The following is a 22,849-nucleotide window of genomic DNA, read 5'->3' as shown; positions in this document are numbered from 1 at the left end:
GGTCACTCCTCCCTCGCGGACGCCTCGGCGGCCGGTCCGCCGACGGTGGCCGGGACACCCGAGGGGTCCACCGGAGCGGGACCGCCGACCGTGGGCGCGGGCGAGGGACGGCCACCCGAGTCCGCCTCCTTCACCACCCGGACCGCCGCCACCTTGAAGATCGGCTGCTTGGAGACCGGATCCCAGGCGGTGATCGTCAGCTCATTCGCCGCCCGGGTGTGCCCGTCGCCGTCCGCGTCCCAGTAGCCGTAGTGGAAGGGGACGAACACCACGCCGGGGCGTACCCCGCAGATGCGGGCCCGGGCCCGGAGCAGGCCGCGCGGCGACTCGACCCGGACCAGGTCCCCCTCCCCCACGCCGAGCTTCCCGGCGTCGTCCGGATTGAGCTCCACCCAGACCTCGGGCGCCGCGTGCACCAGCTGGGTGGCCCGCCCGGTCTTGGTGCGGGTGTGGAAGTGGTAGACGGTGCGGCCGGTGGTGAGCAGCAGCGGGTACGCGTCGCTGGGCACCTCGGGGGACGGCTGGTACGGCGCCGCGTGCAGGAACGCCCGCCCGCCCGGCTCCTTGGCGCGATACTCGTCGGGCAGCAGTTCCGCCCCGGTCGACAGATCCTGGCCGTACGTCTCGCAGTAGTCCGGGTCGGTGTTGAAGACGCCGTCGGTGTAGAGCCGTTCGGTGCCGTCCGGGTGCTCGTCGTTGCACGGCCACTGGATGCCGCCGGCGCGCAGCCGCTCGTAGGTGATCCCGGTGTAGTCGCAGGGCCGGCCGCGCGAGCACTCCTGCCACGCCCGGAAGGCGGATTCGGGGTCGGTCCACCTGATCAGCGGGTTTCCGTCGGCGTCCCGGAAGTCCATCCGGCGCGCGTAGTCGAGGAAGATGTCCAGGTCGGCGCGGGCCTCCCCGGGCGGGTCGACCGCCTTGTCGGAGATGTGCACGGTCCGGTCGACGCTGGTGAAGGTGCCGGTCTTCTCGCCCCAGGTGGCCGCCGGCAGCACCACGTCGGCCAGCTCGGCGGTCTCGGTGCGGAAGAGGTCCTGCACCACCACGAACAGTTCCGGCTTCGCCAGGATCCGGCGGATCCGGGCCAGGTCGGGCAGGGAGACGGCCGGGTTGGTCGCCGAGATCCAGAGCAGCTTGATCGAGCCCTGCTCGGCGTACCGGAAGATCTGCATGGCGTGGGTCGGCGGCGACCAGTGCGGGATGGTGTCGACCTCGACGTTCCAGAGCCGGGCCAGCTCGGCGACGTGCTCGGGGTTCTCCCAGTTGCGCAGGCCCGGCAGGTCGCCGTCGGCGCCGCACTCCCGGTTGTTCTGTGCGGTCGGTTGGCCGTTCATCTGGTAGATCCCGGCGCCGGGTCGGCCGATCATGCCCCGGATGAGATGCAGGTTGTTCACCTGGCAGGACGCCGCGGTGGCCTGGTTGGACTGGTAGAAGCCCTGCAGCACGGTGGAGAGCAGCCGGTCCGAGTGGCCGAGCAGCTCGGCGGCCCGCTCGATGTCGCGCGCCGGCACGTCGCAGATCTCGGCGACCTTGGCGATCGGGTAGTCCTCGACCACCTGGCACAGCTCGTCGAAGCCGAGGGTGTGCGCCCGGACGTACTCCTCGTCGTACCAGCCGCGCTGGATCAGCTCGCGGAGCAGGCCGTTGAGCAGGGCGACGTTGGTGCCGGTGCGCAGCGCGAGGTGCACGTCGGCCTCCCGGGCCACCGGGGTGGCGCGGGGGTCGACCGCGAGCATCGCCGGCGGGTTCGGCCCGCGCCGCCGGTCCAGCATCCGCATCCACAGCACCGTCTGGGTCTCCGCGACGTTGTGCCCCCAGAGCGCGATCGCGTCGCAGTGGTCCACGTCGGTGTACGACCCGGGCTGCCCGTCGGTGCCGAACGACGCCTTGAGCGCCGAGGCGGCGGTGGCGGTGCAGAGCCGGGTGTTGCCGTCCATGTGCGGGGTGCCGATCCCGGCCTTCCCGATCACCGAGAGCGTGTAGTACTCCTCCAGGAAGAGCTGCCCGGTCGTGTAGAAGCCGAAGTGTCCCCAGCCGCCGGGCCCGTTCAGCAGTTCCTTCGAGCGGGCCACGATCCGGCCCATCGCGGTGTCCCAGTCGGTCTCCACCAGGCGGTCGCCCTCGCGGACCAGTGGCCGGCGCAGCCGGTCCGGGTCGTGGTTGGCCTGCCAGCCGTACAGGTCCTTCGGGTCGACCCGGCCGTGGTTGATCCGGTCCCCGGCCCGGCCACGGACGCCGACGATCCGGTCGTCGACCACCGCGATGTCCATCGCGTCGCCGTTGGAGTGCAGGATGGAGGCGCTCGGCACCCAGCGCTGCACGTCCGCCTCGGTGTGCCCGTCGGCGAGGAAGGTGTCCACCCGCACCGGCCAGCGCTCCCCCGGCCCGTACGGGGTGCGCGGCCCCCACGGGTCGGCGATCCGGTCCACCATCGGTCAGCCCTCCTTCGGCAGCGGGGCCGCCCAACGCAACGGGGTCTCTTCGATCTGACCAGGCATGCCGCCTCCTGTACCCCGCCGCTACCTGATCGAATCGGCCGCCGCGCTGCCGTCGTGGTGGAAGCCCGAAAGACGCTCAGGCCGCCTGCGGGTGCAGGACGGTACGCAGGCAGCCGTCCTCCTTCTTCTCGAAGATCTCGTAGCCCCGGGCCCCCTGCTCGAGGGACATCGGATGGGTGGCCAGGTAGCCCGGATCGATCTCGCCGACCGCGATCCGGTCCAGCAGCATCGGGATGTAGCGCTGGGCGTGCATCTGCCCCATCCGCAGCACCAGCGCCTTGTTCATGGCCGCGCCGAGCGGGAACTTGTCGACCAGGCCGCCGTACACCCCGATGATGCTCACCGTGCCACCCTTGCGGCAGGCCATGATCGCCTGCCGGACCGAGGTCGGCCGGTCGGTGGTCACCCGGGTCGCCTGCTTCCCCTTGTCGTACGCGTGGATCGGCCCCACGTCGTGCGACTCCATGCCAACCGCCTCGATGCAGGCGTCCGGCCCCCGCCCGGCGGTCAGCTCGCGCAGCGCTTCCAGCACGTCGGTCTCCGCGTAGTTGATCGTCTCGACGCCCCACCGGCGCGCTGCGGCGGAGAGCCGATCCGGCAGCCGGTCGATGACGATCACCCGCTCGGCGCCGAGGATCTGCGCGGACCGGGCGGCCATCTGGCCCACCCCGCCGGCGCCCCAGACCGCGACCACCTCGCCGCCCTTCAGGCCGCAGAAGTCGGCCCCCATCCAGCCGGTCGGCATGGCGTCGGAGGCGAACACCACCGAGTCGTCCGGCACCCCCTCGGGGACGGTGAACGCCCCGACATCGCCGAACGGCACCCGGATGTACTCGGCATGGCTGCCCGAGTAGCCGCCGGCCGCGTGCGAGTAGCCGAGGATGCCGGCCGGCGCGTGGCCCCACAGCTTCTCGCTGAAGACCGGCTGCGGGTTGGAGTTGTCACAGAGCGAGTACTGCTCGGTGCGGCAGTACCAGCAGCCGCCACAGGCCACCACCGAGCCGACCACGACCCGGTCGCCGATCTTGATCCGGCGTACGTCCGGGCCGGTCTCCACCACTTCGCCCATGAACTCGTGGCCGAGGATGTCGCCCTCCCGCATCGCCGGCAGGTAGCCGTTGATCAGGTGCAGGTCCGAGCCGCAGACGCTGCTCGCCCGGACCCTGACGATGATGTCGCCGGCCGCGCGGATCGTCGGTTCCGGCACGTCACGTACGGCCAGCTTGCGGACGCCCTCCCAGCACAGCGCCTTCACGGCCGGCCCCCCACCGTCAGCCGCTCCCGGATCCGGTCCGTCGCCTGCTCCTGCTTCGGGCTACGCCCCGACGGGTCGTGCCGGGTGTCCAGCACCTGGCCGGTCTCGATCAGCGACTTGATCCGGCGTAGCGCGCTGCGCAGGGCCAGGTCGGGATCGTGCCGGCTGGCCAGGCCGAGCAGCCGGCGTACCCGGCCGGACCGCCAGCGCAGCTCGGCGCGGATCTCGGTGCCCCGGCCCTGCGGTGCCGGGACCAACTCGACCCGGCCCCGCTCGGCGACCGGCCCCTCCGTCACCCGCCAGCTCAGCCGGCCCGGGCCGTCGACGGTGAGCTCGGCACGCCACTCGGTGCCGCCGCCCGCCGGGTCACTGGCCACGCAGCGCCACCGGTTGTCGTCGAGCCGCTCCAGGGTCGCCCACTCGGCCAGCCCGCGGTCCAGCCGTTCCTGACCCGTCCAGAAGCCGATCACCGCGTCTCTCGGCCGGTTCACGGTGATCCCTCGGTGGACGACGTACCAGCCCCCCTCCCGGTCGGGTTGGTGCCGGCGCCGCCGCCGGGCCACCATCCGGCCGACCCCGAGCGCGGTCACCGTGGCGGCCCCGCCGAGCACCCACCTCATCCCACTGCTGGTCATCACGCCTCCTCCACCCGGGCGCCTGGGCACGCCCGCGCCCCGCAGCGCTACCCCCCGAGAAGACGTCGAAACGGCACAGGCGCACCTCCGCGCACGCGACGGCTCGCGGCCTGCCACCGCCGTTGCCCGGTCCATGCCTGATTCGTCATTTCTCTGCGGAGCCGCCCCGCCCCGATCTCACAATGGAGGGTCTGCCCCGCCCGGGCGGCGGCTGGAGCAACGGAGGTGACAGCGATGGCACGTGACGTGCGCGAACGGGCCCCGGCCGGGCACCGGCCCGCGATCCAGCAGGTCGCCCTCCTGGTGGCCGCCGTCTTCGTGCTGGTCGGCGTGCTCGGCTTCATCCCGGGCGTCACCTGGCACTCCGGCGACCTGGCCTTCGCCGGCCACCACTCCCGGGCGAAGCTGTTCAACCTGTTCCAGGTGTCGATCCTGCACAACCTGATCCATCTGGTCTTCGGCCTGGTCGGGCTGGTGCTGGCCCGCCGGGTCGGCGGGGCGCGGCTGTTCCTCGCCGGTGGCGGCGCGGTCTACCTGGTGATCTGGCTGTACGGCTTCGGCGTCGACCGGGAGAGCGACGCGAACTTCGTGCCGTTCAACGACGCCGACAACTGGCTGCACCTCTTCCTCGGCTTCGGCATGCTGCTCCTGGGGCTGCTGCTGTCCCCCCGCGCGGGCACCGGCGGCCGGCTGGACACCCCGTTCGACCGGCCCTGACCTGCGCTGCCACCCGATCGGGACGGCGCGACACACCGCGGGCGGGGTTTGCGCGATCATCGCCCGGGGCAGGAGGACCACCACCCAGAGTGATCCGGGACGAGGAGGTCCGCCATGCCGCGGTGGTTGCGGGAGAACGCGCTCACGGTCGCCATGCTCAGCGCGTTTCTGATCTTCCTGCTGTTGCAGAGCGTGTTCGGCTGGCAGACCCACAACGAGGAGCTGGCCCAGTACGGCGCGGCCCAGCTGAGCTGGTGGGCGTACCTGGGCAGCGGGCACTTCGCCGAGGCGGTCTTCGAGAACTGGGAGTCGGAGTTCCTCCAGATGGGCGGGTACGTGCTGCTCACCGCGTACCTGGTGCAGAAGGGGTCGGCCGAGTCGAAGCCGGAGGACCAGGGCGACCGCCCCGAGGACGACGCGCGCCGGGCCACGCCCGACTCGCCCTGGCCGGTGCGGGTCGGCGGCCTCCCGCTGGTGATCTACCGCAACAGCCTGTCCCTGGCCCTGCTGCTGATCTTCGCCGGCTCGTTCTGCGGCCACCTGCTCGGCGGCGTGGTCGAGTACAACGAGGAGCAGGCGTTGCAGAGCGGGGCCGCCCCGATCAGCGCCTGGCAGTTCCTCGGCACCAGCGACTTCTGGTTCCAGTCCATGCAGAACTGGCAGAGCGAGTTCCTCGCCGTGGGCGTGCTGATCCTTCTGAGCATCGTGCTGCGCCAGCACGCCAGCCCCGAGTCGAAGCCGGTCACCGCCGCGCACGCCGAGACCAGCGCCTGAGCGCGGCCGGCGCCCCGCCGCCGTCCGGCCGGGCCGCCGCCCGGGGCGGACCACTGCCCGGGCCGGGCCGCCGTCAGACGGCCACCGGCAGGCGCTTGGCGAAGCAGACGCGGTACGGGTGGTGGCCGTGCTCCCCGTACACCGGGATGGGCTGGTAGCCGCAGGACCGGTAGAGGCCGATGGCGGCCGGGAGGTACGTGCCGGTCTTCAGGCACAGCGTGGTGTGCCCCTGCCGGAAGGCCAACTCCTCCAGGGCGGCCAGGAGCTGCCGGGCGATGCCCCGCCCCCGGTACGCGGGCCGCACGTACATCCGCTGCAGCTCGCCGGTCCCGGCGTCGAGGGCCTGGATCCCTCCGCAGGCGATCGCCCGCCCGCCGTCGACCACGACCAGGTAGCACCCGTCGTCGTGGGTGACGGTCGCCTGGCCGTCCAGGCCGCCGTCGGCCTCGCGCAGCTCGCGCTGCTGCGCGGTGACCAGGGCGGCGAGCTCGGGGTCCGTGGCGGGGCGGGATTCGATCAGCACCCCCGAACGGTAGGTCGGCCGGTTTTCGCGGAGGTTTCCGGCCAACGACCCGATCACGGACGGAAAGGGACCACTCGCTACGCCCAGTCCTCGTCGTCGTCCGCGTCCTGCGCCGCCGCCTCGATCTCGTCGGCGGGCCGCTGCCGCCGCGCCTTACGGGCGGCCAGCCGCTCGGCGGCCGGCACGCGGGTCGGCTTCTCCTCCAGCCGGATGTCGGCACCACGGACGCTCGGGGTGAAGTCCACCCCGGCATAGAGGGTGGGCTGCCAGTCGAACTCCCGCTCGCCGATGCGGACCAGGTCGCCGGCCTGGGCGCCGGCCTTGGCCAGCTTCTCCTCGACGCCCAGCCGGGCCAGCCGGTCGGCCAGGTAGCCCACCGCCTCGTCGTTGTCGAAGTTGGTCTGCTTGACCCAGCGCTCCGGCCGGTTGCCCCGGACGGTGAACGAGCCGTCCTCCTCCGCCTCGATGGTGAAGCCGGCGTCGTCGACCGCCTTGGGGCGGATCACGATCCGGGTGGGCTCGGCCGGCGGCGCCGCGCTGCGGGCCTGCTCGACCAGCTCGGCCATCGCGTACGTGAGCTCCTTGAGCCCCTCCCGGGTGGCGCTGGAGATCTCGAACACCCGGAAACCGCGTGCCTCCAGGTCGGGCCGGACGATCTCGGCGAGGTCCCGCCCGTCCGGCACGTCGACCTTGTTGAGCGCGACGAGCCGGGGCCGGTCGGCAAGCCCGCCGTACTCGGTCAGCTCGGCCTCGATGGTGTCGATGTCCGCGAGGGGGTCCCGGCCGGGCTCCAGCGTCGCGGTGTCGACCACGTGCACCAGCACGGCGCAGCGCTCGACGTGGCGGAGGAACTCCAGACCCAACCCCTTGCCGGTGGCCGCCCCGGGGATCAGGCCCGGCACGTCGGCGACGGTGAAGGTGTGGTTGTCCACCCGTACCACGCCCAGGTTGGGGACCAGGGTGGTGAACGGGTAGTCGGCGATCTTCGGCTTGGCGGCGGAGATCACCGAGATCAGCGAGGACTTGCCGGCGGACGGGAAGCCGACCAGGCCGACGTCGGCGACGCTCTTCAGCTCCAGCACCACGTCCAGCCGGTCGCCGGGCTCACCCAGCTCGGCGAAACCGGGGGCCTTGCGCCGGGCGTTGGCCAGCGAGGCGTTGCCCCGGCCGCCCCGGCCGCCCCGGGCCGCCTCGAAGGTGGTCCCCACGCCGACCAGGTCGGCCAGCACCTCGCCGTCCGAGGTCTGCACCACGGTGCCGTTCGGCACCTTGATCACCAGGTCCCGGCCGTTGGCGCCGTCCCGGTTCGAGCCGGCGCCGCCCTTGCCGTTCTCGGCCTTCTGGTGCGGCCGGAAGTGGAAGTCGAGCAGCGTGGTCACCTGCGGGTCGACGACCAGCGACACGCTGCCGCCGTGCCCGCCGTTGCCGCCGTCCGGGCCACCGAAGGGCTTGAACTTCTCCCGGTGGATCGAGACACAGCCGTGCCCGCCGTCGCCGGCCTGCAGATGCAGGACGACCCGGTCAACGAACGTCGTCACGACGCCAATCCTTCCAGCGGGGCCCACCCCGCACCTGAAAAAGCGAAGCGGGCCGGGACTCGAGGTCCACGGCCCGCAACGCCTGCGAACTACTGCTGCGGCACGATGCTGACGGTCTTGCGACCGCGCTTGGTGCCGAACTGGACCGCACCGGCGGCCAGCGCGAACAGCGTGTCGTCGCCACCGCGGCCGACCAGGTCACCGGGGTGGAACTTGGTGCCCCGCTGGCGGATGATGATCTCGCCGGCGTTGACGACCTGACCACCGAAGCGCTTCACGCCGAGCCGCTGGGCCGCGGAGTCGCGACCGTTACGCGAGCTGGACGCACCCTTTTTGTGAGCCATTGGAGGACGACCTACTTCCCGCTGGAGATGCCGGTCACCTTGACCTGGGTCAGCGGCTGGCGGTGACCCTGGCGCTTGTGGTAGCCGGTCTTGTTCTTGAACTTGTGGATCCGGATCTTCGGGCCCTTGGTGTGCGCGGCGATCTCGCCGGACACCGCGACCTTGGCAAGCTGCGCCGCGTCGGTCACCAGGTCGTCACCGTCGACGAGGAGCACCGCGGTGAGCTTCACCGCGTCGCCGGGGACACCGGCGAGCTTCTCGACCTCGATCACGTCGCCCTCGGCGACCTTGTACTGCTTGCCGCCGGTCTTGACGATCGCGTACATCGGAGGCGGACTCCCTGTCGTTGAGGCTGCTGGCGGTCGTTCCCACGGCGACTCGCCGGGTAGCTGTGACACCGGCGGCGCGGGCACGCGGGAACTCGGCACACCAAAGTGCGCCGCAGGCAAGCGTACGCCATACCAGGCCCGCCACCCAAACCGGGCCACCGGTCAACCCGCGGAACTGCGCGTCGCCGGTGCCGGTGGGGGTCACTTCCCGCCCGCGACGCCGTCGGCGAAGGGGCCGACGGATACGACGAGGCCCCTCCCCCGGGCTCTGTCGCCGGAGAAGGGGCCCCGTCAAACGCCACGCTGGTCAGCGCCTCACGGCCGGGTACGCCGCCGCGCACCGCCCCGCCGGGAGCGCCGCCGGCCGAGGCCGGTCTCGGGGCTCTCCTCCTCGCCCTCGCCGAGCGCGTCCGGGTCGTCCGGCGCGGCCAGCCGGGCCGAATCGCCCTCCTGGCTGTCCGCCACGGCCGGGGCGGCCGGCGTCTCGGTCTCGTACCGGGACAGGTCGTAGCCCATCGTGTCGTGGTAGTCGGCGTCCGCCTGGGCGTCGGTCACCTCGGCGACGGTCTTCTCCGGCGCGGCCTTGCGGCCCCGGCGCCGGGACGGCCCACCCTTCTCCTCGATGGCCGGGGTGGTGACGGCCGAGGCGACCGCCTTGACCTTCTCCCCCGCACCGCCGCGCGGCTTCTCCGGCACCGGCTCGGTGTGGATGATCACGCCGCGGCCCTTGCAGCACTCGCAGGTCTCGCTGAACGCCTCCAGCAGGCCGGCGCCGATCCGCTTGCGGGTCATCTGGACCAGGCCCAGCGAGGTGATCTCGGTGACCTGGTGCTTGGTCCGGTCCCGGCCCAGGCACTCGGTGAGCCGGCGCAGCACCAGCTCCCGGTTCGACTCCAGGACCATGTCGATGAAGTCGATGACCACGATGCCGCCGAGGTCACGCAGCCGCAGCTGGCGCACGATCTCCTCGGCCGCCTCCAGGTTGTTGCGGGTGACCGTCTCCTCCAGGTTGCCCCCGGAGCCGGTGTACTTGCCGGTGTTGACGTCGATGACGGTCATCGCCTCGGTCCGGTCGATCACCAGCGACCCGCCGGAGGGGAGGAAGACCTTGCGGTCCAGCCCCTTGAGGATCTGCTCGTCGATCCGGTACTCGGCGAAGACGTCGGTGGTGCCGGCGTGCCGGCGCAGCCGGGCGACCAAGTCCGGCGAGACGTGCGACAGGTACGACTCGACCATGTCGTACGACTGCTCACCCTCGATGACCAGCTCGCGGAAGTCCTCGTTGAACAGGTCCCGGACCACCCGGATGACCAGGTCCGGCTCCTCGTAGAGCAGCACCGGGGCGCCGCCCTCGGCCGCCTTGGCCTGGATGTCCTCCCACTGCGCCTGGAGCCGCTTGACGTCGCGGGCCAGCTCGTCCTCGCTGGCGCCCTCGGCGGCGGTCCGCACGATCACCCCGGCGCCGTCCGGCACCAGCTTCTTGAGGATGTCCCGCAGCCGCTTGCGCTCGGTGTCCGGCAGCTTCCGGCTGATGCCCGAGGCGTTGCCGTTGGGCACATACACCAGGTGCCGGCCGGAGAGCGCGATGTGGCTGGTCAGCCGGGCGCCCTTGTGCCCGATCGGGTCCTTGGTGACCTGCACCAGCACCGAGTCGCCGGACTTGAGCGCCTGCTCGATCGAGCGGGCCCGGCCCTCCAGGCCGGTGGTGTCCCAGTTGACCTCGCCGGCGTAGAGCACCGCGTTGCGACCCCGCCCGATGTCGACGAAGGCCGCCTCCATGCTGGGCAGGACGTTCTGCACCTTGCCCAGGTAGACGTTGCCGGCCATGGTGCCGGAGGAGTTGCGGGTGACGTAGTGCTCGACCAGCACGCCGTCCTCGAGGACGGCGATCTGGGTCCGGTCGCCGCGCTGGCGGACCGCCATCACCCGGTCGACCGCCTCCCGGCGGGCCAGGAACTCCGACTCGCTGAGGATCGGCGGCCGGGTACGCCGCTGCTCCCGGCCGTCCCGGCGGCGCTGCCGCTTGGCCTCCAGCCGGGTCGAGCCGGAGACGCCCTGCACCTCGTCGACGGGCCGGCGCGGCTCGCGGATCTTGACGACCGTGGGGACGCCGTCCTCGGCGGCGACCTCGACGTCGCCCGCGCCCCGGCGGCGCCGGCGGCGCCGGCGCCGGGTCATCCCGTCGCCCTCGGCCTCCTCCTCCTCGGCTTCGTCCGCCTCGGCCTCGGCGCTCTCGGCGTGGACCGCCTCCTCGGCCTCGTCCTCCTCGAGGTCCTCCACGCCGCCCTTGCCCCGGCCCCGGCCGCGGCGGCCTCGACGGCGGCGGCGACGGCCAGCGGCCGTCTCCTCCTCGTCCTCCTCCGCCTCGGCGGGTTCCTCGGCCTCGGCGGTCGGCTCCTCCTCGGCCTCGACCTCGACCTCGACCGGCTCCGCCTCGCGGCGGCCCCGCCGGCGTCGCCGGCCGGTCTCCACCGGCTCCTCGGCCGGCTCCTCGACGGCCGGCGCGGGCGGCCGGACGACCGGTGCCTCCTCGGGCTGCGGCGCCATGAACAGGACGGTCGGCGCGGACAGCGCGGCCCGGCGGCGACGGGTGGTCGGTGCCGGCTCCTCGACGGGTTCCTCGGCGGGCCCCGGTACGGCGGCGCCCGGTGCGATCTCGCCGGTCCGATCCTCCGGCCCACCGGCGCGGGCCAGGGTCGCCTCGGTGGCCGGCGACACCTCGGCCACGCCCTCGACGGTCGGGGTGGGCGCGGCGGCGCGCTCCCGGGTCGTGGTCTCCTCTTCCTCGGTCTCCTCCGCGATCTCCTCCTCGGCCGGCGTGGCGGCGGCGGAGGGCTCGGCCTGCTCGCCACCCTCCTCCGCCTGCGGCTCGGCCGCGGCCTCAGGCTCGGCGGCTGCGGCCTCGGCGGGCGCCTCGGTGGCCGACTCCTCGATCGTCTCGGCGGGCGGCGGCGTGGCCTTCCGCCGCCGGCTACGGGTCACCTTGACCGGCGGGACGACCTCGTCGGAGGTCCCCTCCACGCCGGTGGCGACCGTCGGCTCCTCGACCGCCTTCGCACTGGTCGCCTTGCGGCGCCGCCGGGTGGTCTTGGGCGCGGTGTCCTGTTCCCCGGCGACCGGGGCGAAGACCTCGGCCTGCGGGGCCTCCCCGCTGGTGGTGCCGGCACTGGTGGGCGCCTCGGCGGGCGCGTCGGTCTGCTCCGGCTGGTTGAGCGGGGCGGCCTTGCGCCGGCTGGTCCGCTTGCGCGCCGGCTTGGCCTCGGGAGTGCTGTCGGTGCTGTTGGCGGTTGCCTCGGCCGGTTCCGAACCGGTCCGTTCGCCGCCCTCGGGCTCGTTCTCGAGCATGGACGTTCTCCAGTTCTGGCTACCCCGGGCGCGGGTGAGCGCTGCCACGCAGGGTCGCCGCAAAAGGTGTTTCCGCCGGGCGCAGGTGCGCGACCGCCGAAGTCTGCCTGCCAGAGCGCTGACCGTCGGTCAGCGCTCTCCGATGGCTGCCCCGTCGCGATCCGCATCCAACGGATCGACGATCTCGCCCTGCGCGGTCAGCGTGCCCTGTGCCAGCCGGATCACCCTCGGCGAGACCGGCGGCTCCAGGTCGGCCACCACGCGGAGGCCGGAAAGGACGTCATCGGGCCGTACGGACGGGGTGACCTGCCGTACGACCACTTCGAGTATCGCACACGGTACGGCCATCGCCCCGGAAGGCGTCTCGGACGGGGGCAGCACATCGATGCTGATGACGGCCGCCCGCGCGTCGAAGGTCCGCCGGCCCTGCTTGGTCATCCGCTCGACCTGGATCTCCCCGGCGGCGGTGAAGGCCGCCACCGCCCGCTCCAACACGGCCGGGTCGACCTCGGGCAGCTCGATCCGCCAGTGCGACGCCTCGATCCGGTCGGGCAGGCTGCCGCCGGCGGCCTCCACCGCGTCGAGCACGTCGAGCCCGGGCGAGAGCGCGGCGTCCAGGGCGATCCGCAGCTGCTCCGGGTCGACCGGCTCGCGCAGGCCGATCTCCAGGTACTCGGCCTCGCTGGCGACGCCGGTCGGCGCGGCGGAGGCGTACGAGATCTTCGGGTGCGGGGTGAAGCCCTGGGAGAAGGCGATCGGTACGCCGGCCCGGCGCAGCGCCCGCTCGAAGGCCCGGGCGAAGTCCCGGTGCGAGGTGAATCGCAGCGGCCCGCGCTTGGCATACCGGATCCGGACCCGCTGGACGACCGGCGCCTGGCCGCCCTCGGGTTGAGGCTTTCTGGCGATCGTGAACTCCTCGGGTGCTGCCTGCGTGTCCGTCCCATCCTGGCGCAGTGCCGGAGACGGTACACAGCCGGGGCGGCCGGAGGAGTCCGGAAAGCCGGTCCGAACCGGTCAGGCGACCCCTTACCGCCCACGCCGCAGACGCCGGTGGCCGGCCGGTGACGCGCAGGTCACCCGGCCGGCCACGACGACGAGGGCCGGCGCGCCGACGGCGGCGGCGATCAGGACCGGTTACCGCCCCCGGGCGGCGGGTACGTCCCCGGCGGTCCCGGTGGCGGGACGTGGCCGGGGGGCGGGGCGTAGCCACCCGGGGCAGGGTTGCTACCCGGCGCCGGGTAGCCCGGGGCGGGCGGCGCACCCGGCGGGTGGTAGCCGGCCGGAACGGGCGGGGCGTATCCGCCGCCGGGCGGGACCCCGTCGAGCAGGTCGTCCGGGACGGCGGCGGCGCGGGCCGCGTCGCGCCGGTACCGGCGACGGTTCCAGATCAGGAAGACCGCCAGCGCCAGCAGGACCACCAGCACCACGGCAATGCCGATGCCGATCACCATCACCTGCTGGTCGGTGGGGCCGCCCCGGTCGCCGTACTTGGTCACGTCGAAGTTGTCGTCCTCGGCCGCCTGACCAGGCGGCTGGCTGGCCGCGGCGGCCGGCTCGAGCAGCGGGTTCGCGGAGACGGCCGGCACGTCCGCGGTCAGCGCGGCGGCCGGGTCGATCCGCCCGAAGCCGTACTGCGGGTCGCGGCCGGCCGGTCCAGCGTCCCGCACGGTGCGGATGATCCGGTTGATCACGTTGGGCGCGTCGAGGTCCGGGTACTTCGACCGGATCAGCGCCGCGATGCCGGAGACGATCGCGGTGGCGTCCGAGGTGCCGTCACCCCAGCCGTACCCGGGCTGGCCGTCGACGGAGTTCACGGTGTTGAAGATGCGAACTGCGGGTGCGGCCACCACTGCCTCCGGCCCCTGCGCCGACCCGCCCCAGAACGTGCCCTGCTGGTCGTACCCCACCACTGCGATCACGCCGGGAACGTTCGCTGGTGACCCGACATCGGGGCCGGTCTGGGCGACGTTACCGACACCCGCCACGACCACGGCATCCTTCGACAGCGCGTAGGCGACAGCTTCGGTCTCCGCCGCAGTGGCGCCCCCGCCGCTGTACGAGACGTTGATGACCTTCGCGCCACGGTCCGCCGCCAGCCGGATCCCAAGGGCCACGGCCTCCCGGTCGGCGTTGCCGGCACCCTGCCGCGTCTTGATCGGCAGGATCCGGGCATCGGGCGCGATGCCGAGCACGCCGTCCCGGTTGGCCCCGGTGGCCGCGATGATGCCCGCTATGTGGGTGCCATGGCCGTCCTCGTCCGCGCGTCCGTCGCCTCGCCCACCGTCACTGCGCCCGCCCGCGAGCACCTGCCCGGCAAGATCCGGGTGGTTGGCCTCGACGCCGGTATCCACGACCGCCACCACCACGCCCCGACCAGTGGAAACCTTGTGCACCGCCTCGATCCGCAGCGTGTCGAGGTACCACTGTTGTTCCCGCCGCGAGCCGGCCGCCGCCGGTTGGGCCGCTGCCAGCACCATGAGCCCGGCCAGCAGGCCGGCCGCGACCGGCCGAAGCGCGCCGACGTTCAACCTCATCCGTCCGTCCTCACCGCAGGATGCCCGGGGATGCGGCGTCACCGGTGCCCCACGGATCGTCGTCCTCAGTCAACCACGACGAGTGCTCCGAGCCCGTGCCGCCGTGCCCACCGGCGCCGTGGCCGCCCATCATGCCGCCACCCATCATCCCGGCGCCGCCGCCCCGCAGGCCTGCAGCGCCGGCCGCGTTGCGCAGCGCGCTGGCCGCGCTGGTCATCGGCGGCACCTTGCCGTTACCGCCACCGACCATGCCGGGGATGCCGCCCATCATCCCGCCGGCCGCGCCGACACCGCCGCCGCCGGGGCCGCCGGCCGAGCTGATCCCACCGCCGCCTCCGCCGAGCCCGGGGCCGCCGCCGAGGCCGGGACCACCGCCGTACCCGGGGCTGACCGTGGTGGGGTTGCCGGCGCCGGCCAGGCCGGTGCCGTAGTCGTGGTCGCTCCCCGGGTACCTGGAACCGGTGGTGGGTGGCGTGTAGGAGTCCGTGCGGCCGGGGTCGCTGTGGCCGAAGTTCGTATCGGTGGACGGCGGCGAGATGGACGTGGGGTCGCTGCTGTAGGGGCGACCGGTACCGGTACCGATGCCGGTGCTGCCGATGGACGGGGTCCGGCCACCGAAATCGGAGCCGACACCCGTCTTGTCGCCGCCGCCACCGGGCGGCACCGTCTTGGGCGGCTCACGCTCGATATTGGGGTCGATCTGGCTGCCGTCCGGTGCCGGCACGACCAGCTTGGGCCGCTCGGTCTCCACCGCGGTGGGCAGCGGCGACATCGCCGAGTTCGCCGCCTTCTGATTGTCGTTGTACCAGTTGTCCAGGTGGGACTTGGTGTCCCACCAGCCGCCCCGCTTGTTGTCGTTGGCCTGGCCGTCGATCTTCATCGTCGCTTCCAGGTCGTCGGCCTTGTCGCGGAACGCGCCGTCGGCGTACGAGGCCGAGTTGCTCTGATAGTCCTTGCGCAGCGCGGCGAGGAAGCCCGAGGCGCTCTCGCCGTCGCGGGCGTCGTCGAGCTCGGTGCCGTTCGGCAGGCTCCACTCGTTCCACCCGAAGTCGTCCATCAACGGGATCGGGATGCTGGCCACCGCCGTGCGGATGTCGCCCTCGATCCGGGACAGCGCCCCGCTGACGTTGCTCGCGTGGGTGATCAGCTCTTCGATGTCCTTGCCGATCTCGCCCAGGTGCTCCCGGTACGCGTCACCGCCGCTGCCCTTCCAGCCGGCGAGCATGGCGGGCAGACCGTCGACGTGCGGGCGCTCCTGGCCTGCCGCGATCGGACCGACGAACGAGCGCCCGACCAGCGCGTCCCGTAGGTAGCCCAGCTCGGTGGAGAGGTTCTTCCACCCCACGCCCACCGAGCCGACCGTCTCCGGGTCCGCCGACAGCGTCACCTCGCGGACGCACCGCTCCCAGGTTCCTCCAGCCATGACCGTCTCCCCCTCAGGCCGTGTACGGGTAGGTGGGCGGCTGCGTACCCGTCGCCGGCGGTTGCGCCGCGGACTCCAGCATCCGCTCGATCTGCTTACCGTTGGCGGCGTTGCGCGCCTCGACGTCGCGGAACGCCTTCACGATGTCCTCGGTGCCCTTCTTGAGCCCGGCGAGCTTCGAGGAGAGCTGCTTGAGGTGAGCCTCCATGTTGGCCGTCGACCGGGTCAACGCCTGCCACTGCATGCGGGCGTCCTCATACGCGCCGAAGGGGGTGCCGTTCGGCACGGTCTGCGCATTGTTGCTGTCGCCCTTCATCCGCTCCTTGATGCGTTCCATCTCGTAGCTGATGGTGTCGTCGATGTACTGCTTCAGACGCTCGACGTACTCCGCCGCGGCATCCAGGTCCTCGACGCTGACCTTGAGGTCACCGGTGTCCGGCGGCCTGATGTCACCCATGCTGCTGTCCTCCCCGTTGCCGACCCGCCGATCGGTCTATGTCGGACGCAGCGTATCGAGTGGCGACCAATCGAGGCACCCCCACCCCGCGTCACCGTACCGTCAACCGGCGCCCCGTCCGGGAAACGGCGAAGGGCGGGAACCGTGCGGTTCCCGCCCTTCGGACGCGCCGATCGCGCTACTGCCGCGCGCTGGTCGGCACCTTCAAGCCGTTGACCGGGGTCAGCGGCAGCAGCTTCTTCCCGGTCGGGCCGATCTGGATCTCGGTGTCCATGGCCGGGCAGACCCCGCAGTCGAAGCACGGGGTCCACCGGCAGTCGTCCTGCTCGTACTCGGACAGGGCGTCCTGCCAGTCCTGCCAGAGCCAGTCCTTGTCCAGGCCCGAGTCCAGGTGGTCCCAGGGCAGGACCTCCAGCTCGTCGCGCTCCCGGGTGGTGTACCAGTCGAGGTCCACCCCGAAGGTCGGCAGCACCTCGGCGGCGGCGTCCACCCAGCGCTGGTACGAGAAGTGCTCGCTCCAGCCGTCGAACCGGCCGCCGTTCTCCCAGACCCTGCGGATCACCGCGCCGACCCGGCGGTCACCCCGGGACAGCAGGCCCTCGATCAGCGACGGCTCGCCGTCGTGGTAGCGGAAGCCGATCGCCCGGCCCAGCGAGCGGTCCGCGTTGATCGCCTGCTTGAGCAGCTTGAGCCGGGCGTCGATGACCTCCGGCCGCTCCATGGCCGCCCACTGGAACGGGGTGTGCGGCTTCGGCACGAACCCGCCGATGGAGACCGTGCAGCGGATGTCCTTGGACCCGGTCGCCGCCCGGCCGGCCTTGATCACCTCGTGGGCCATCCGGGCGATCTGCAGCACGTCGTCGTCGGTCTCCGTGGGCAGGCCGCACATGAAGTAGAGCTTCACCTGCCGCCAGCCGTTCGTGTACGCGGTGACCACGGTGCGGATGAGGTCCTCCTCCGACACCATCTTGTTGATCACCTTGCGGATCCGCTCGGACCCGCCCTCGGGGGCGAAGGTCAGACCGGTACGCCGGCCGTTGCGGGACAGCTCCTGCGCCAGGTCGATGTTGAACGCGTCCACCCGGGTCGACGGCAGCGACAGCGAGACGTTGGTGCCCTCGTACTGCTGGGCCAGGCCGGAGCACATGTCACCGATCTCGGAGTGGTCGGCCGACGACAGCGACAGCAGGCCCACCTCGTGGAAGCCGGAGAACTCCAGCCCCTGCTGCACCATCTGGCCGACCGTGGTGATCGAGCGCTCCCGCACCGGGCGGGTGATCATGCCGGCCTGGCAGAACCGGCAGCCCCGGGTGCAGCCGCGGAAGATCTCCACCGCGTACCGCTCGTGGACCGTCTCGGCGAGCGGGACCAGCGGCTTCTTCGGGTACGGCCAGGCGTCCAGGTCCATGGTTGTGCGCTTGTGCACCCGGAACGGCACGTCGGGGCGGTTCGGCACGACCCGCTGGATCCGGCCGTCCGGCAGGTAGTCCACGTCGTAGAAGCGCGGCACGTAGACGCTCTCGGTGCGGGCCAGCCGCAGCAGCAGCTCGTCCCGCCCGCCCGGGCAGCCCTCGGCCTTCCACTCCCGGACGATCCCGGTGATCTCGAGTACGGCCTCCTCGCCGTCGCCGAGCACCGCGGCGTCGACGAAGTCGGCGATCGGCTCCGGGTTGAACGCGGCGTGCCCGCCGGCCACGATCACCGGGTCGGCGTCGGTGCGGTCGGCGGCGAGCAGCGGGATGCCGGCCAGGTCGATCGCGGTGAGCAGGTTGGTGTAGCCCAGCTCGGTGGAGAAGGAGACGCCGAACACGTCGAAGTCGCGCACCGAGCGGTGCGCGTCGACGGTGAACTGCGGCACGCCGTGGGCGCGCATCAGCTTCTCCAGGTCCGGCCAGACCGCGTAGGTCCGCTCGGCGAGCACGTCGGGTAGCTCGTTGAGCACCTCGTAGAGGATCTGCACGCCCTGGTTGGGCAGGCCCACCTCGTACGCGTCCGGATACATCAGCGCCCAGCGGACGGTCGCCGCGTCCCAGTCCTTGACCACGGCACCCAGCTCGCCACCGACGTACTGGATGGGCTTGGTCACCTGGGGCAGCAGCGGCTCCAGCCGGGGCCACACGGAATTGGCCGCGACGGGATGCGGCGTCGTGGACGGGGCACTCATGATGCCCAAGGGTACGCGGTGCCCCACCCACCACCGCGCCGCACCGCAGCAGGCCGCCGGCCACCCTTCTGGATCTTGGACAGTTTCCGGCCGCGGCGCACGGTAACTGTCCAAGATCGGCAAGGTGACGGGCCGACGAGCGGATTCGGCGGCGGTGGCACGCCGGTACTAACCTCGCAACGGCGCGAGAGGAGATGCCGCGATGCCGGAGCCGCTGCCGGACACGGACCGTCCGGCCGACGGGGGCACCCCGGCCACGGCCCGGGATCCGGGCACCGACGAGCCGAGCCGCGCCCCCGTACCGCCGGCCACCCCGGCCACCGGCTCGGACGCGGCGACGACGCCGACCCCGGACGACGGCACCCCCGACGAGGAGCCGACCGGGACCGCCCCGACCACCGACAGCGCGGAGCCGGACGGCGCGGAGGTCGACGGCAGCGGTTCGCCGAGCACGCCGCACGAGGCGACCGCTGCCGCACCCGCCGGACCCGCCCTGACCGATCCGGTCGACGACGAAACGCCGGGCACGGAGATCCCCGCGCCCGAGCCCGGCGAACACCAGACCGCCGGCACCGAGACCGTCCCGCCCCAGCCGGTCGACCGACAGATCACCGGCACGGAGACGGCCGTGCCGGAGCCCGCCGAGGAGCGCACCGAGGCGGCGCCCGACCAGGAAGGGGCAGGCGCCGAGCCGCCGGTCACCCCGGCCCGCGGCTCGGCCGCCGTCCCCATCCGCCCGGCCGGTTCCGCTACCGTCCCGGGCCGCGCGGCCGGCTCGGCTGCGGTCCCGGGCCGCCTCGACCCCGCAGCGGAGACGGATCGCCCCGAGCCGGCGCGGGAGGCGGAGCAGCCGGACCCGACCCGGGTGGCGGGCCGACCGGACCCGACCCGGGTGGAGACGCGCGTCGAGCCGCCCGCGCCCCGGTGGAGCGGGTCCGCGCCGGTGCCGCCCCCGCCGCCGCGCAAGCGGTCCTGGGGCGAGTCCGCCGAGCCCACCCCGCTGCCGCCGGTGGACTCCCCCGAGCACCTGGTCCCGGTCGATCCCTGGGAGGGGGTGGACACCACCGGCTGGGACCTGCACTCGGCCGACTTCCCCGCGCTGCCGCCGACGCTGCCCTACCCGGCGCCGGCCGGCCCGCCGCCGGCCGCCCACCCGCACGCCCCGCACCCGCCGGCCGCCCACCCGCCTGTCGCCCACCGGCACGCCGCGCACTCACCGATCGCGCACCCGCCGGCCGCCCTGCCCCCGCCCGTCGCCGCCCGCCCGGTGCCGTCGCCCGCCCCGGTGTCGCCACCCCGGCCCGCGCCGCCGCGGCCACCGAAGCAGCGCCGCCGCCCGGCGCCCCCGCCCGTCGCGCCGCCGCCCGGGTTCCAGCCCCCCAAGGGGTACGTGGCCGTCCCGGTCCGCCGCCGACGCCGCTGGCCCTGGGTGCTGCTGCTCACCGTCGCCTGCTGCTGCGGCGTGCCCATCTGGTGGGCCCAGCCGCTCTCCGCCCAGTACCCGGCGAGCGCGACCCTGCCGGACCGGATGGCCGACCTACGGCTGCGGCAGGACCAGCGCAGCCAGGCCGCCGCCGAGGAGCTGAAGACCGAGGTACGCCAGGCGCACCTGCTCGCCGAGGACACCTTCGCCGGGATCTACACCACGAACGACGGCAAGCGGGTGACCCTCTTCGGCGGCACCGGGTTTCGGCTGAGTCCCGAGGCGGACGCCGACGCCGAGATCGACCGCCTCCGGGAGCGGTACGCGCTGGGCGACGCCGAAGCGGTGGAGACCGGTGTCCGGGGCCGGTACGAGCGCTGCGCGGTCGGCCGGGCGGACGGCGACGCGGTGGTGGTGTGCACCTCGGTCGACCACGGCAGCCTGACCACCGGCGTCTTCACCCGGCTCTCGCTGACGGACAGCGGCCGCCTGCTGAATGACCTGCGCCAGCAGGTGGTGACCCCGAAGCAGTCCTGAGCGCCACCCTGCGCAAGGTATCGATCACATAAAGCCCCTCGCGTCACTCCGCCCATAACGGGTGGTTGACTCACAATCAGGACATGTCGCGGCGTTGGCTCTTCGCCGACCAGTTGGGTTCGCACTTCCTCGACGACCGGCAGCAACCGGTCCTGCTGATCGAGTCGAAGGCGGTCTTCCGGCGTCGCGTCCACCACCGGCAGAAGGCCCACCTGATCCTCTCCGCGCTGCGGCACCGCGCCGCCGAACTGGGCGACCAGGCGATCTTCCTGCGCGCCGAGACGTACGGGCAGGCGCTCAGGAGGGTCCGCGAGCCGCTGGAGGTGTGTCACCCGACCTCGCGGCGGGCGCTGCAGTTCGTCCGCGGCCTGGACCGGGTCACCGTGCTGCCGGCCCGGGGGTACGTGACCAGCATGGCGGACTTCGCGGACTGGGCCGACGGCCGGCGGGGCACGCTGCGGATGGAGGCGTTCTACCGCTTCGCCCGGGAGCGGCACGGGGTGCTCATGGCGGGCGGCGACCCGGTGGGCGGCCGGTGGAGCCTGGACCCGGAGAAGCGCGAGCCGCCACCGAAGGACGGCAGGCGGGACGTGCCGCCCCCGCCGATGCCCAGCGAGGACGACATCGACGCGGAGGTCCGGGCCGACCTGGACCGCTGGGAGCGGGAGGGCATCCGGTTCGTCGGCCGGGACGGCCCGCGCCGCTTCCCGGCCACCGTCAAGGAGGCGAAGGCCCGGCTGCGGCACTTCCTCCGGCACCGCCTCGCCGCGTTCGGCCGGTACGAGGACGCCATGCTCGCTTCCGACCCGTGGCTGGCGCACAGCATGCTGTCCGCCGCGTTCAACCTCGGCCTGCTGGATCCGATGGAGGCGGTCCGGGGCGCCGAGCAGGCGTACCGCGGGGAGGCCGCGCCGCTGGCCAGCGCGGAGGGCTTCATCCGGCAGCTCATGGGCTGGCGGGACTACATCTGGCACACCTACTGGTACGTCGAGCCGGGTTGGCGCAACAGCAACGCGTTGGCCGCCCGGCGGTCGCTGCCGGGCTGGTGGCAGGAGCTGGACGCCGACGTGGTCGACGCGCACTGCCTCTCCGACGTGCTCGCCGGCGTCCGGGACCGGGGCTGGGTGCACCACACTCCGCGGCTGATGGTGCTCGGCAACTACGCGCTGCAGCGCGGCTGGCGCCCGGCGGAGCTGGTCGAGTGGTTCCACACCCGGTTCGTGGACGGCTACGAGTGGGTGATGACCGGAAACGTGGTCGGCGTGAGCCAGTACGCCGACCTGGCCCGGATGACCACCAGGCCGTACGTCTCCGGGGGCGCGTACATCAACCGGATGAGCGACTACTGCGGCGACTGCCGCTACGACCCGAGGCAGCGGCTCGGCGAGACGGCGTGCCCGTTCACCGCGGGCTACTGGGCGTTCCTGTCCACCAACCGCCCCCGGATCCCGGCCAACGCCCGGCTGGCCCGGACCATGAAGCAGCTGGAACGCCTCGGCGACCTGGACGCCGTGGTCGCCCAGGAGCGGCGGCGCGGCAGCGACCCGCCGTGACGGCCGGAGTCAGGACGCGACCGGCGGCTCGCCGCTGACCGGCGGGTGCGCGCGGGGCGGGGCGTAGCGGGGCACGTACTCCTGGCCGGTGAGCTTCTGGATCTCGCTCATCATCTCGTCGGTCATCGCGCGCAGCGAGGTCCGGTCGTCCGACCGGCCGGTGAAGTCCAGCGGCTTGCCGAACCGCACGATGATCTCGGCCTTTCGCGGCCGGGGCACCCGGGCCCCGATCGGCTGGGCCTTGTCGGTGCCGATCATGCCGACCGGGATGATCGGCACGCCGGCGGCCACGGCCAGCCGGGCCGCCCCGGTGCGCCCTCGATAGAGCCGCCCGTCCGGGGAGCGGGTGCCCTCCGGGTAGACGGCGACCAGGTCCCCGGCCTTCAGCGCGGGAATGGCCGCGTCGAACGCGGAGAGCGCGGCCCGCCCGCCGGCCCGCTCGACCGGGATGGCACCCAGGCCGGTGAGCACGAACTTGGAGAACCGCCCCTTCACGCCGGTGCCCTTGAAGTATTCGGACTTGGCCCAGAAGGCCAGGTGGCGGGGCACCACGGTGCCGAGGAAGAGCTCGTCGGCGACGGAGAGGTGGTTGCCCGCGAAAATCGCGCCGCCGGTCGCCGGGATGTGCTCCAGCCCCTCCACGGTCGGACGGAAAGCCAGCCGGAGCGTGGGGCCCACGACGAGCTTGCCGATGGTGTAGAGCAGCGGCACGGGTCCTCCGGCGGTCGTACGGGACAGGCGGTGTCACGGTAGCGGACGGCTCCACGCCGGCCCGATCGGGTGGCCGGCCGCCCCGGTGG

General features: G+C 73.1%; 18 protein-coding genes. 4 read left to right on the top strand and 14 right to left on the bottom strand.

The window, feature by feature from the left end; translation table 11 throughout:
* Positions 1–2 precede the first annotated feature (2 nt).
* The 3 genes from ACY34I_RS31100 to ACY34I_RS31090 form a co-directional block, all read right to left on the bottom strand.
* On the bottom strand, positions 3–2,432 hold the full coding sequence (locus ACY34I_RS31100; RefSeq protein WP_462758692.1) for a molybdopterin oxidoreductase family protein: 2,430 nt from the start codon (positions 2,430–2,432) through the stop codon (positions 3–5).
* 142 nt (positions 2,433–2,574) lie between these two features.
* Positions 2,575–3,753 carry a zinc-dependent alcohol dehydrogenase gene (locus tag ACY34I_RS31095; RefSeq protein WP_462758690.1) on the bottom strand — a complete coding sequence of 393 codons (1,179 nt, stop codon included), beginning with the start codon at positions 3,751–3,753 and terminating at the stop codon, positions 2,575–2,577.
* Positions 3,750–4,388 carry an SRPBCC family protein gene (locus ACY34I_RS31090; RefSeq protein ID WP_462758688.1) on the bottom strand — a complete coding sequence of 213 codons (639 nt, stop codon included), beginning with the start codon at positions 4,386–4,388 and terminating at the stop codon, positions 3,750–3,752. Before ACY34I_RS31090 ends, ACY34I_RS31095 begins: the two co-directional genes overlap by 4 nt.
* 234 nt (positions 4,389–4,622) lie before the next feature.
* Here ACY34I_RS31090 and ACY34I_RS31085 point away from each other — a divergent pair, with 234 nt between their 5' ends.
* Together ACY34I_RS31085 and ACY34I_RS31080 are read left to right on the top strand one after the other, a co-directional pair.
* Complete coding sequence (locus ACY34I_RS31085; RefSeq protein WP_462758686.1) at positions 4,623–5,105, top strand: DUF4383 domain-containing protein; 483 nt, start codon at positions 4,623–4,625, stop codon at positions 5,103–5,105.
* A gap of 114 nt (positions 5,106–5,219) precedes the next feature.
* On the top strand, positions 5,220–5,879 hold the full coding sequence (locus ACY34I_RS31080; protein WP_462758684.1) for a DUF6766 family protein: 660 nt from the start codon (positions 5,220–5,222) through the stop codon (positions 5,877–5,879).
* Positions 5,880–5,952: 73 nt separating this feature from the next.
* Here ACY34I_RS31080 and ACY34I_RS31075 read toward each other — a convergent pair whose 3' ends face one another.
* From ACY34I_RS31075 to ACY34I_RS31030, 10 genes are all read right to left on the bottom strand, one after another.
* Positions 5,953–6,402, bottom strand: coding sequence for a GNAT family N-acetyltransferase (locus ACY34I_RS31075; protein WP_462758682.1), 450 nt, complete (start codon positions 6,400–6,402; stop codon positions 5,953–5,955).
* 77 nt (positions 6,403–6,479) lie between these two features.
* The gene (obgE, locus tag ACY34I_RS31070) at positions 6,480–7,940 is read right to left on the bottom strand and encodes a GTPase ObgE (protein ID WP_462758680.1); all 1,461 of its coding nucleotides are present in this window, start codon (positions 7,938–7,940) and stop codon (positions 6,480–6,482) included.
* An 89-nt stretch (positions 7,941–8,029) separates the two neighbouring features.
* Positions 8,030–8,284: a 50S ribosomal protein L27 gene (gene rpmA, locus ACY34I_RS31065; RefSeq protein ID WP_073838295.1), complete on the bottom strand. Its 255-nt coding sequence runs from the start codon at positions 8,282–8,284 to the stop codon at positions 8,030–8,032.
* Positions 8,285–8,295: 11 nt separating this feature from the next.
* Positions 8,296–8,610 (bottom strand): 50S ribosomal protein L21, encoded by a 315-nt coding sequence (rplU, locus tag ACY34I_RS31060; protein ID WP_073838296.1) that lies wholly within the window; start codon positions 8,608–8,610, stop codon positions 8,296–8,298.
* A gap of 318 nt (positions 8,611–8,928) precedes the next feature.
* Positions 8,929–11,958, bottom strand: a complete 3,030-nt coding sequence (locus ACY34I_RS31055) for an Rne/Rng family ribonuclease (protein ID WP_462758677.1) — start codon at positions 11,956–11,958, stop codon at positions 8,929–8,931.
* 129 nt (positions 11,959–12,087) lie between these two features.
* On the bottom strand, positions 12,088–12,807 hold the full coding sequence (locus ACY34I_RS31050) for a TIGR03936 family radical SAM-associated protein (protein ID WP_462758710.1): 720 nt from the start codon (positions 12,805–12,807) through the stop codon (positions 12,088–12,090).
* 275 nt (positions 12,808–13,082) lie between these two features.
* Positions 13,083–14,492 (bottom strand): type VII secretion-associated serine protease mycosin, encoded by a 1,410-nt coding sequence (gene mycP / locus ACY34I_RS31045; protein ID WP_462758675.1) that lies wholly within the window; start codon positions 14,490–14,492, stop codon positions 13,083–13,085.
* 10 nt (positions 14,493–14,502) lie between these two features.
* Positions 14,503–15,915: a hypothetical protein gene (locus ACY34I_RS31040; RefSeq protein ID WP_462758673.1), complete on the bottom strand. Its 1,413-nt coding sequence runs from the start codon at positions 15,913–15,915 to the stop codon at positions 14,503–14,505.
* A gap of 13 nt (positions 15,916–15,928) precedes the next feature.
* Entirely contained in the window at positions 15,929–16,372 is a 444-nt protein-coding gene (locus ACY34I_RS31035) for a hypothetical protein (RefSeq protein ID WP_462758671.1), read from the bottom strand.
* Between the two features lie 178 nt (positions 16,373–16,550).
* Positions 16,551–18,536, bottom strand: a complete 1,986-nt coding sequence (locus ACY34I_RS31030) for a TIGR03960 family B12-binding radical SAM protein (protein ID WP_462758669.1) — start codon at positions 18,534–18,536, stop codon at positions 16,551–16,553.
* A gap of 202 nt (positions 18,537–18,738) precedes the next feature.
* Between ACY34I_RS31030 and ACY34I_RS31025 the strand changes: the two genes are divergently transcribed.
* On the top strand, positions 18,739–20,496 hold the full coding sequence (locus ACY34I_RS31025) for a hypothetical protein (protein ID WP_462758667.1): 1,758 nt from the start codon (positions 18,739–18,741) through the stop codon (positions 20,494–20,496).
* Between the two features lie 83 nt (positions 20,497–20,579).
* Positions 20,580–22,049, top strand: coding sequence for a cryptochrome/photolyase family protein (locus ACY34I_RS31020; RefSeq protein WP_462758665.1), 1,470 nt, complete (start codon positions 20,580–20,582; stop codon positions 22,047–22,049).
* A gap of 9 nt (positions 22,050–22,058) precedes the next feature.
* Here the strand turns inward: ACY34I_RS31020 and ACY34I_RS31015 are convergent, their stop codons facing one another.
* Entirely contained in the window at positions 22,059–22,760 is a 702-nt protein-coding gene (locus ACY34I_RS31015) for a lysophospholipid acyltransferase family protein (protein ID WP_462758663.1), read from the bottom strand.
* Positions 22,761–22,849: the final 89 nt, after the last annotated feature.

Source organism: Micromonospora sp. RTBAU3-60 (assembly GCF_054963695.1).
Note: the sequence above shows the minus strand (reverse complement) of the source record. Positions and strands in the feature narration are given on the sequence as shown.

Coding starts and splice junctions, on each gene's coding strand:
- mycP (WP_462758675.1), bottom strand. CDS start 14,492: ATGAGGTTGAACGTCGGCGCGCTTCGGCCGGTCGCGGCCGGCCTGCTG.
- ACY34I_RS31025 (WP_462758667.1), top strand. CDS start 18,739: ATGCCGGAGCCGCTGCCGGACACGGACCGTCCGGCCGACGGGGGCACC.
- ACY34I_RS31035 (WP_462758671.1), bottom strand. CDS start 16,372: ATGGGTGACATCAGGCCGCCGGACACCGGTGACCTCAAGGTCAGCGTC.
- ACY34I_RS31030 (WP_462758669.1), bottom strand. CDS start 18,536: ATGAGTGCCCCGTCCACGACGCCGCATCCCGTCGCGGCCAATTCCGTG.
- ACY34I_RS31055 (WP_462758677.1), bottom strand. CDS start 11,958: ATGCTCGAGAACGAGCCCGAGGGCGGCGAACGGACCGGTTCGGAACCG.
- ACY34I_RS31085 (WP_462758686.1), top strand. CDS start 4,623: ATGGCACGTGACGTGCGCGAACGGGCCCCGGCCGGGCACCGGCCCGCG.
- ACY34I_RS31040 (WP_462758673.1), bottom strand. CDS start 15,915: ATGGCTGGAGGAACCTGGGAGCGGTGCGTCCGCGAGGTGACGCTGTCG.
- ACY34I_RS31020 (WP_462758665.1), top strand. CDS start 20,580: ATGTCGCGGCGTTGGCTCTTCGCCGACCAGTTGGGTTCGCACTTCCTC.
- ACY34I_RS31090 (WP_462758688.1), bottom strand. CDS start 4,388: ATGACCAGCAGTGGGATGAGGTGGGTGCTCGGCGGGGCCGCCACGGTG.
- ACY34I_RS31100 (WP_462758692.1), bottom strand. CDS start 2,432: ATGGTGGACCGGATCGCCGACCCGTGGGGGCCGCGCACCCCGTACGGG.
- ACY34I_RS31080 (WP_462758684.1), top strand. CDS start 5,220: ATGCCGCGGTGGTTGCGGGAGAACGCGCTCACGGTCGCCATGCTCAGC.
- rpmA (WP_073838295.1), bottom strand. CDS start 8,284: ATGGCTCACAAAAAGGGTGCGTCCAGCTCGCGTAACGGTCGCGACTCC.
- rplU (WP_073838296.1), bottom strand. CDS start 8,610: ATGTACGCGATCGTCAAGACCGGCGGCAAGCAGTACAAGGTCGCCGAG.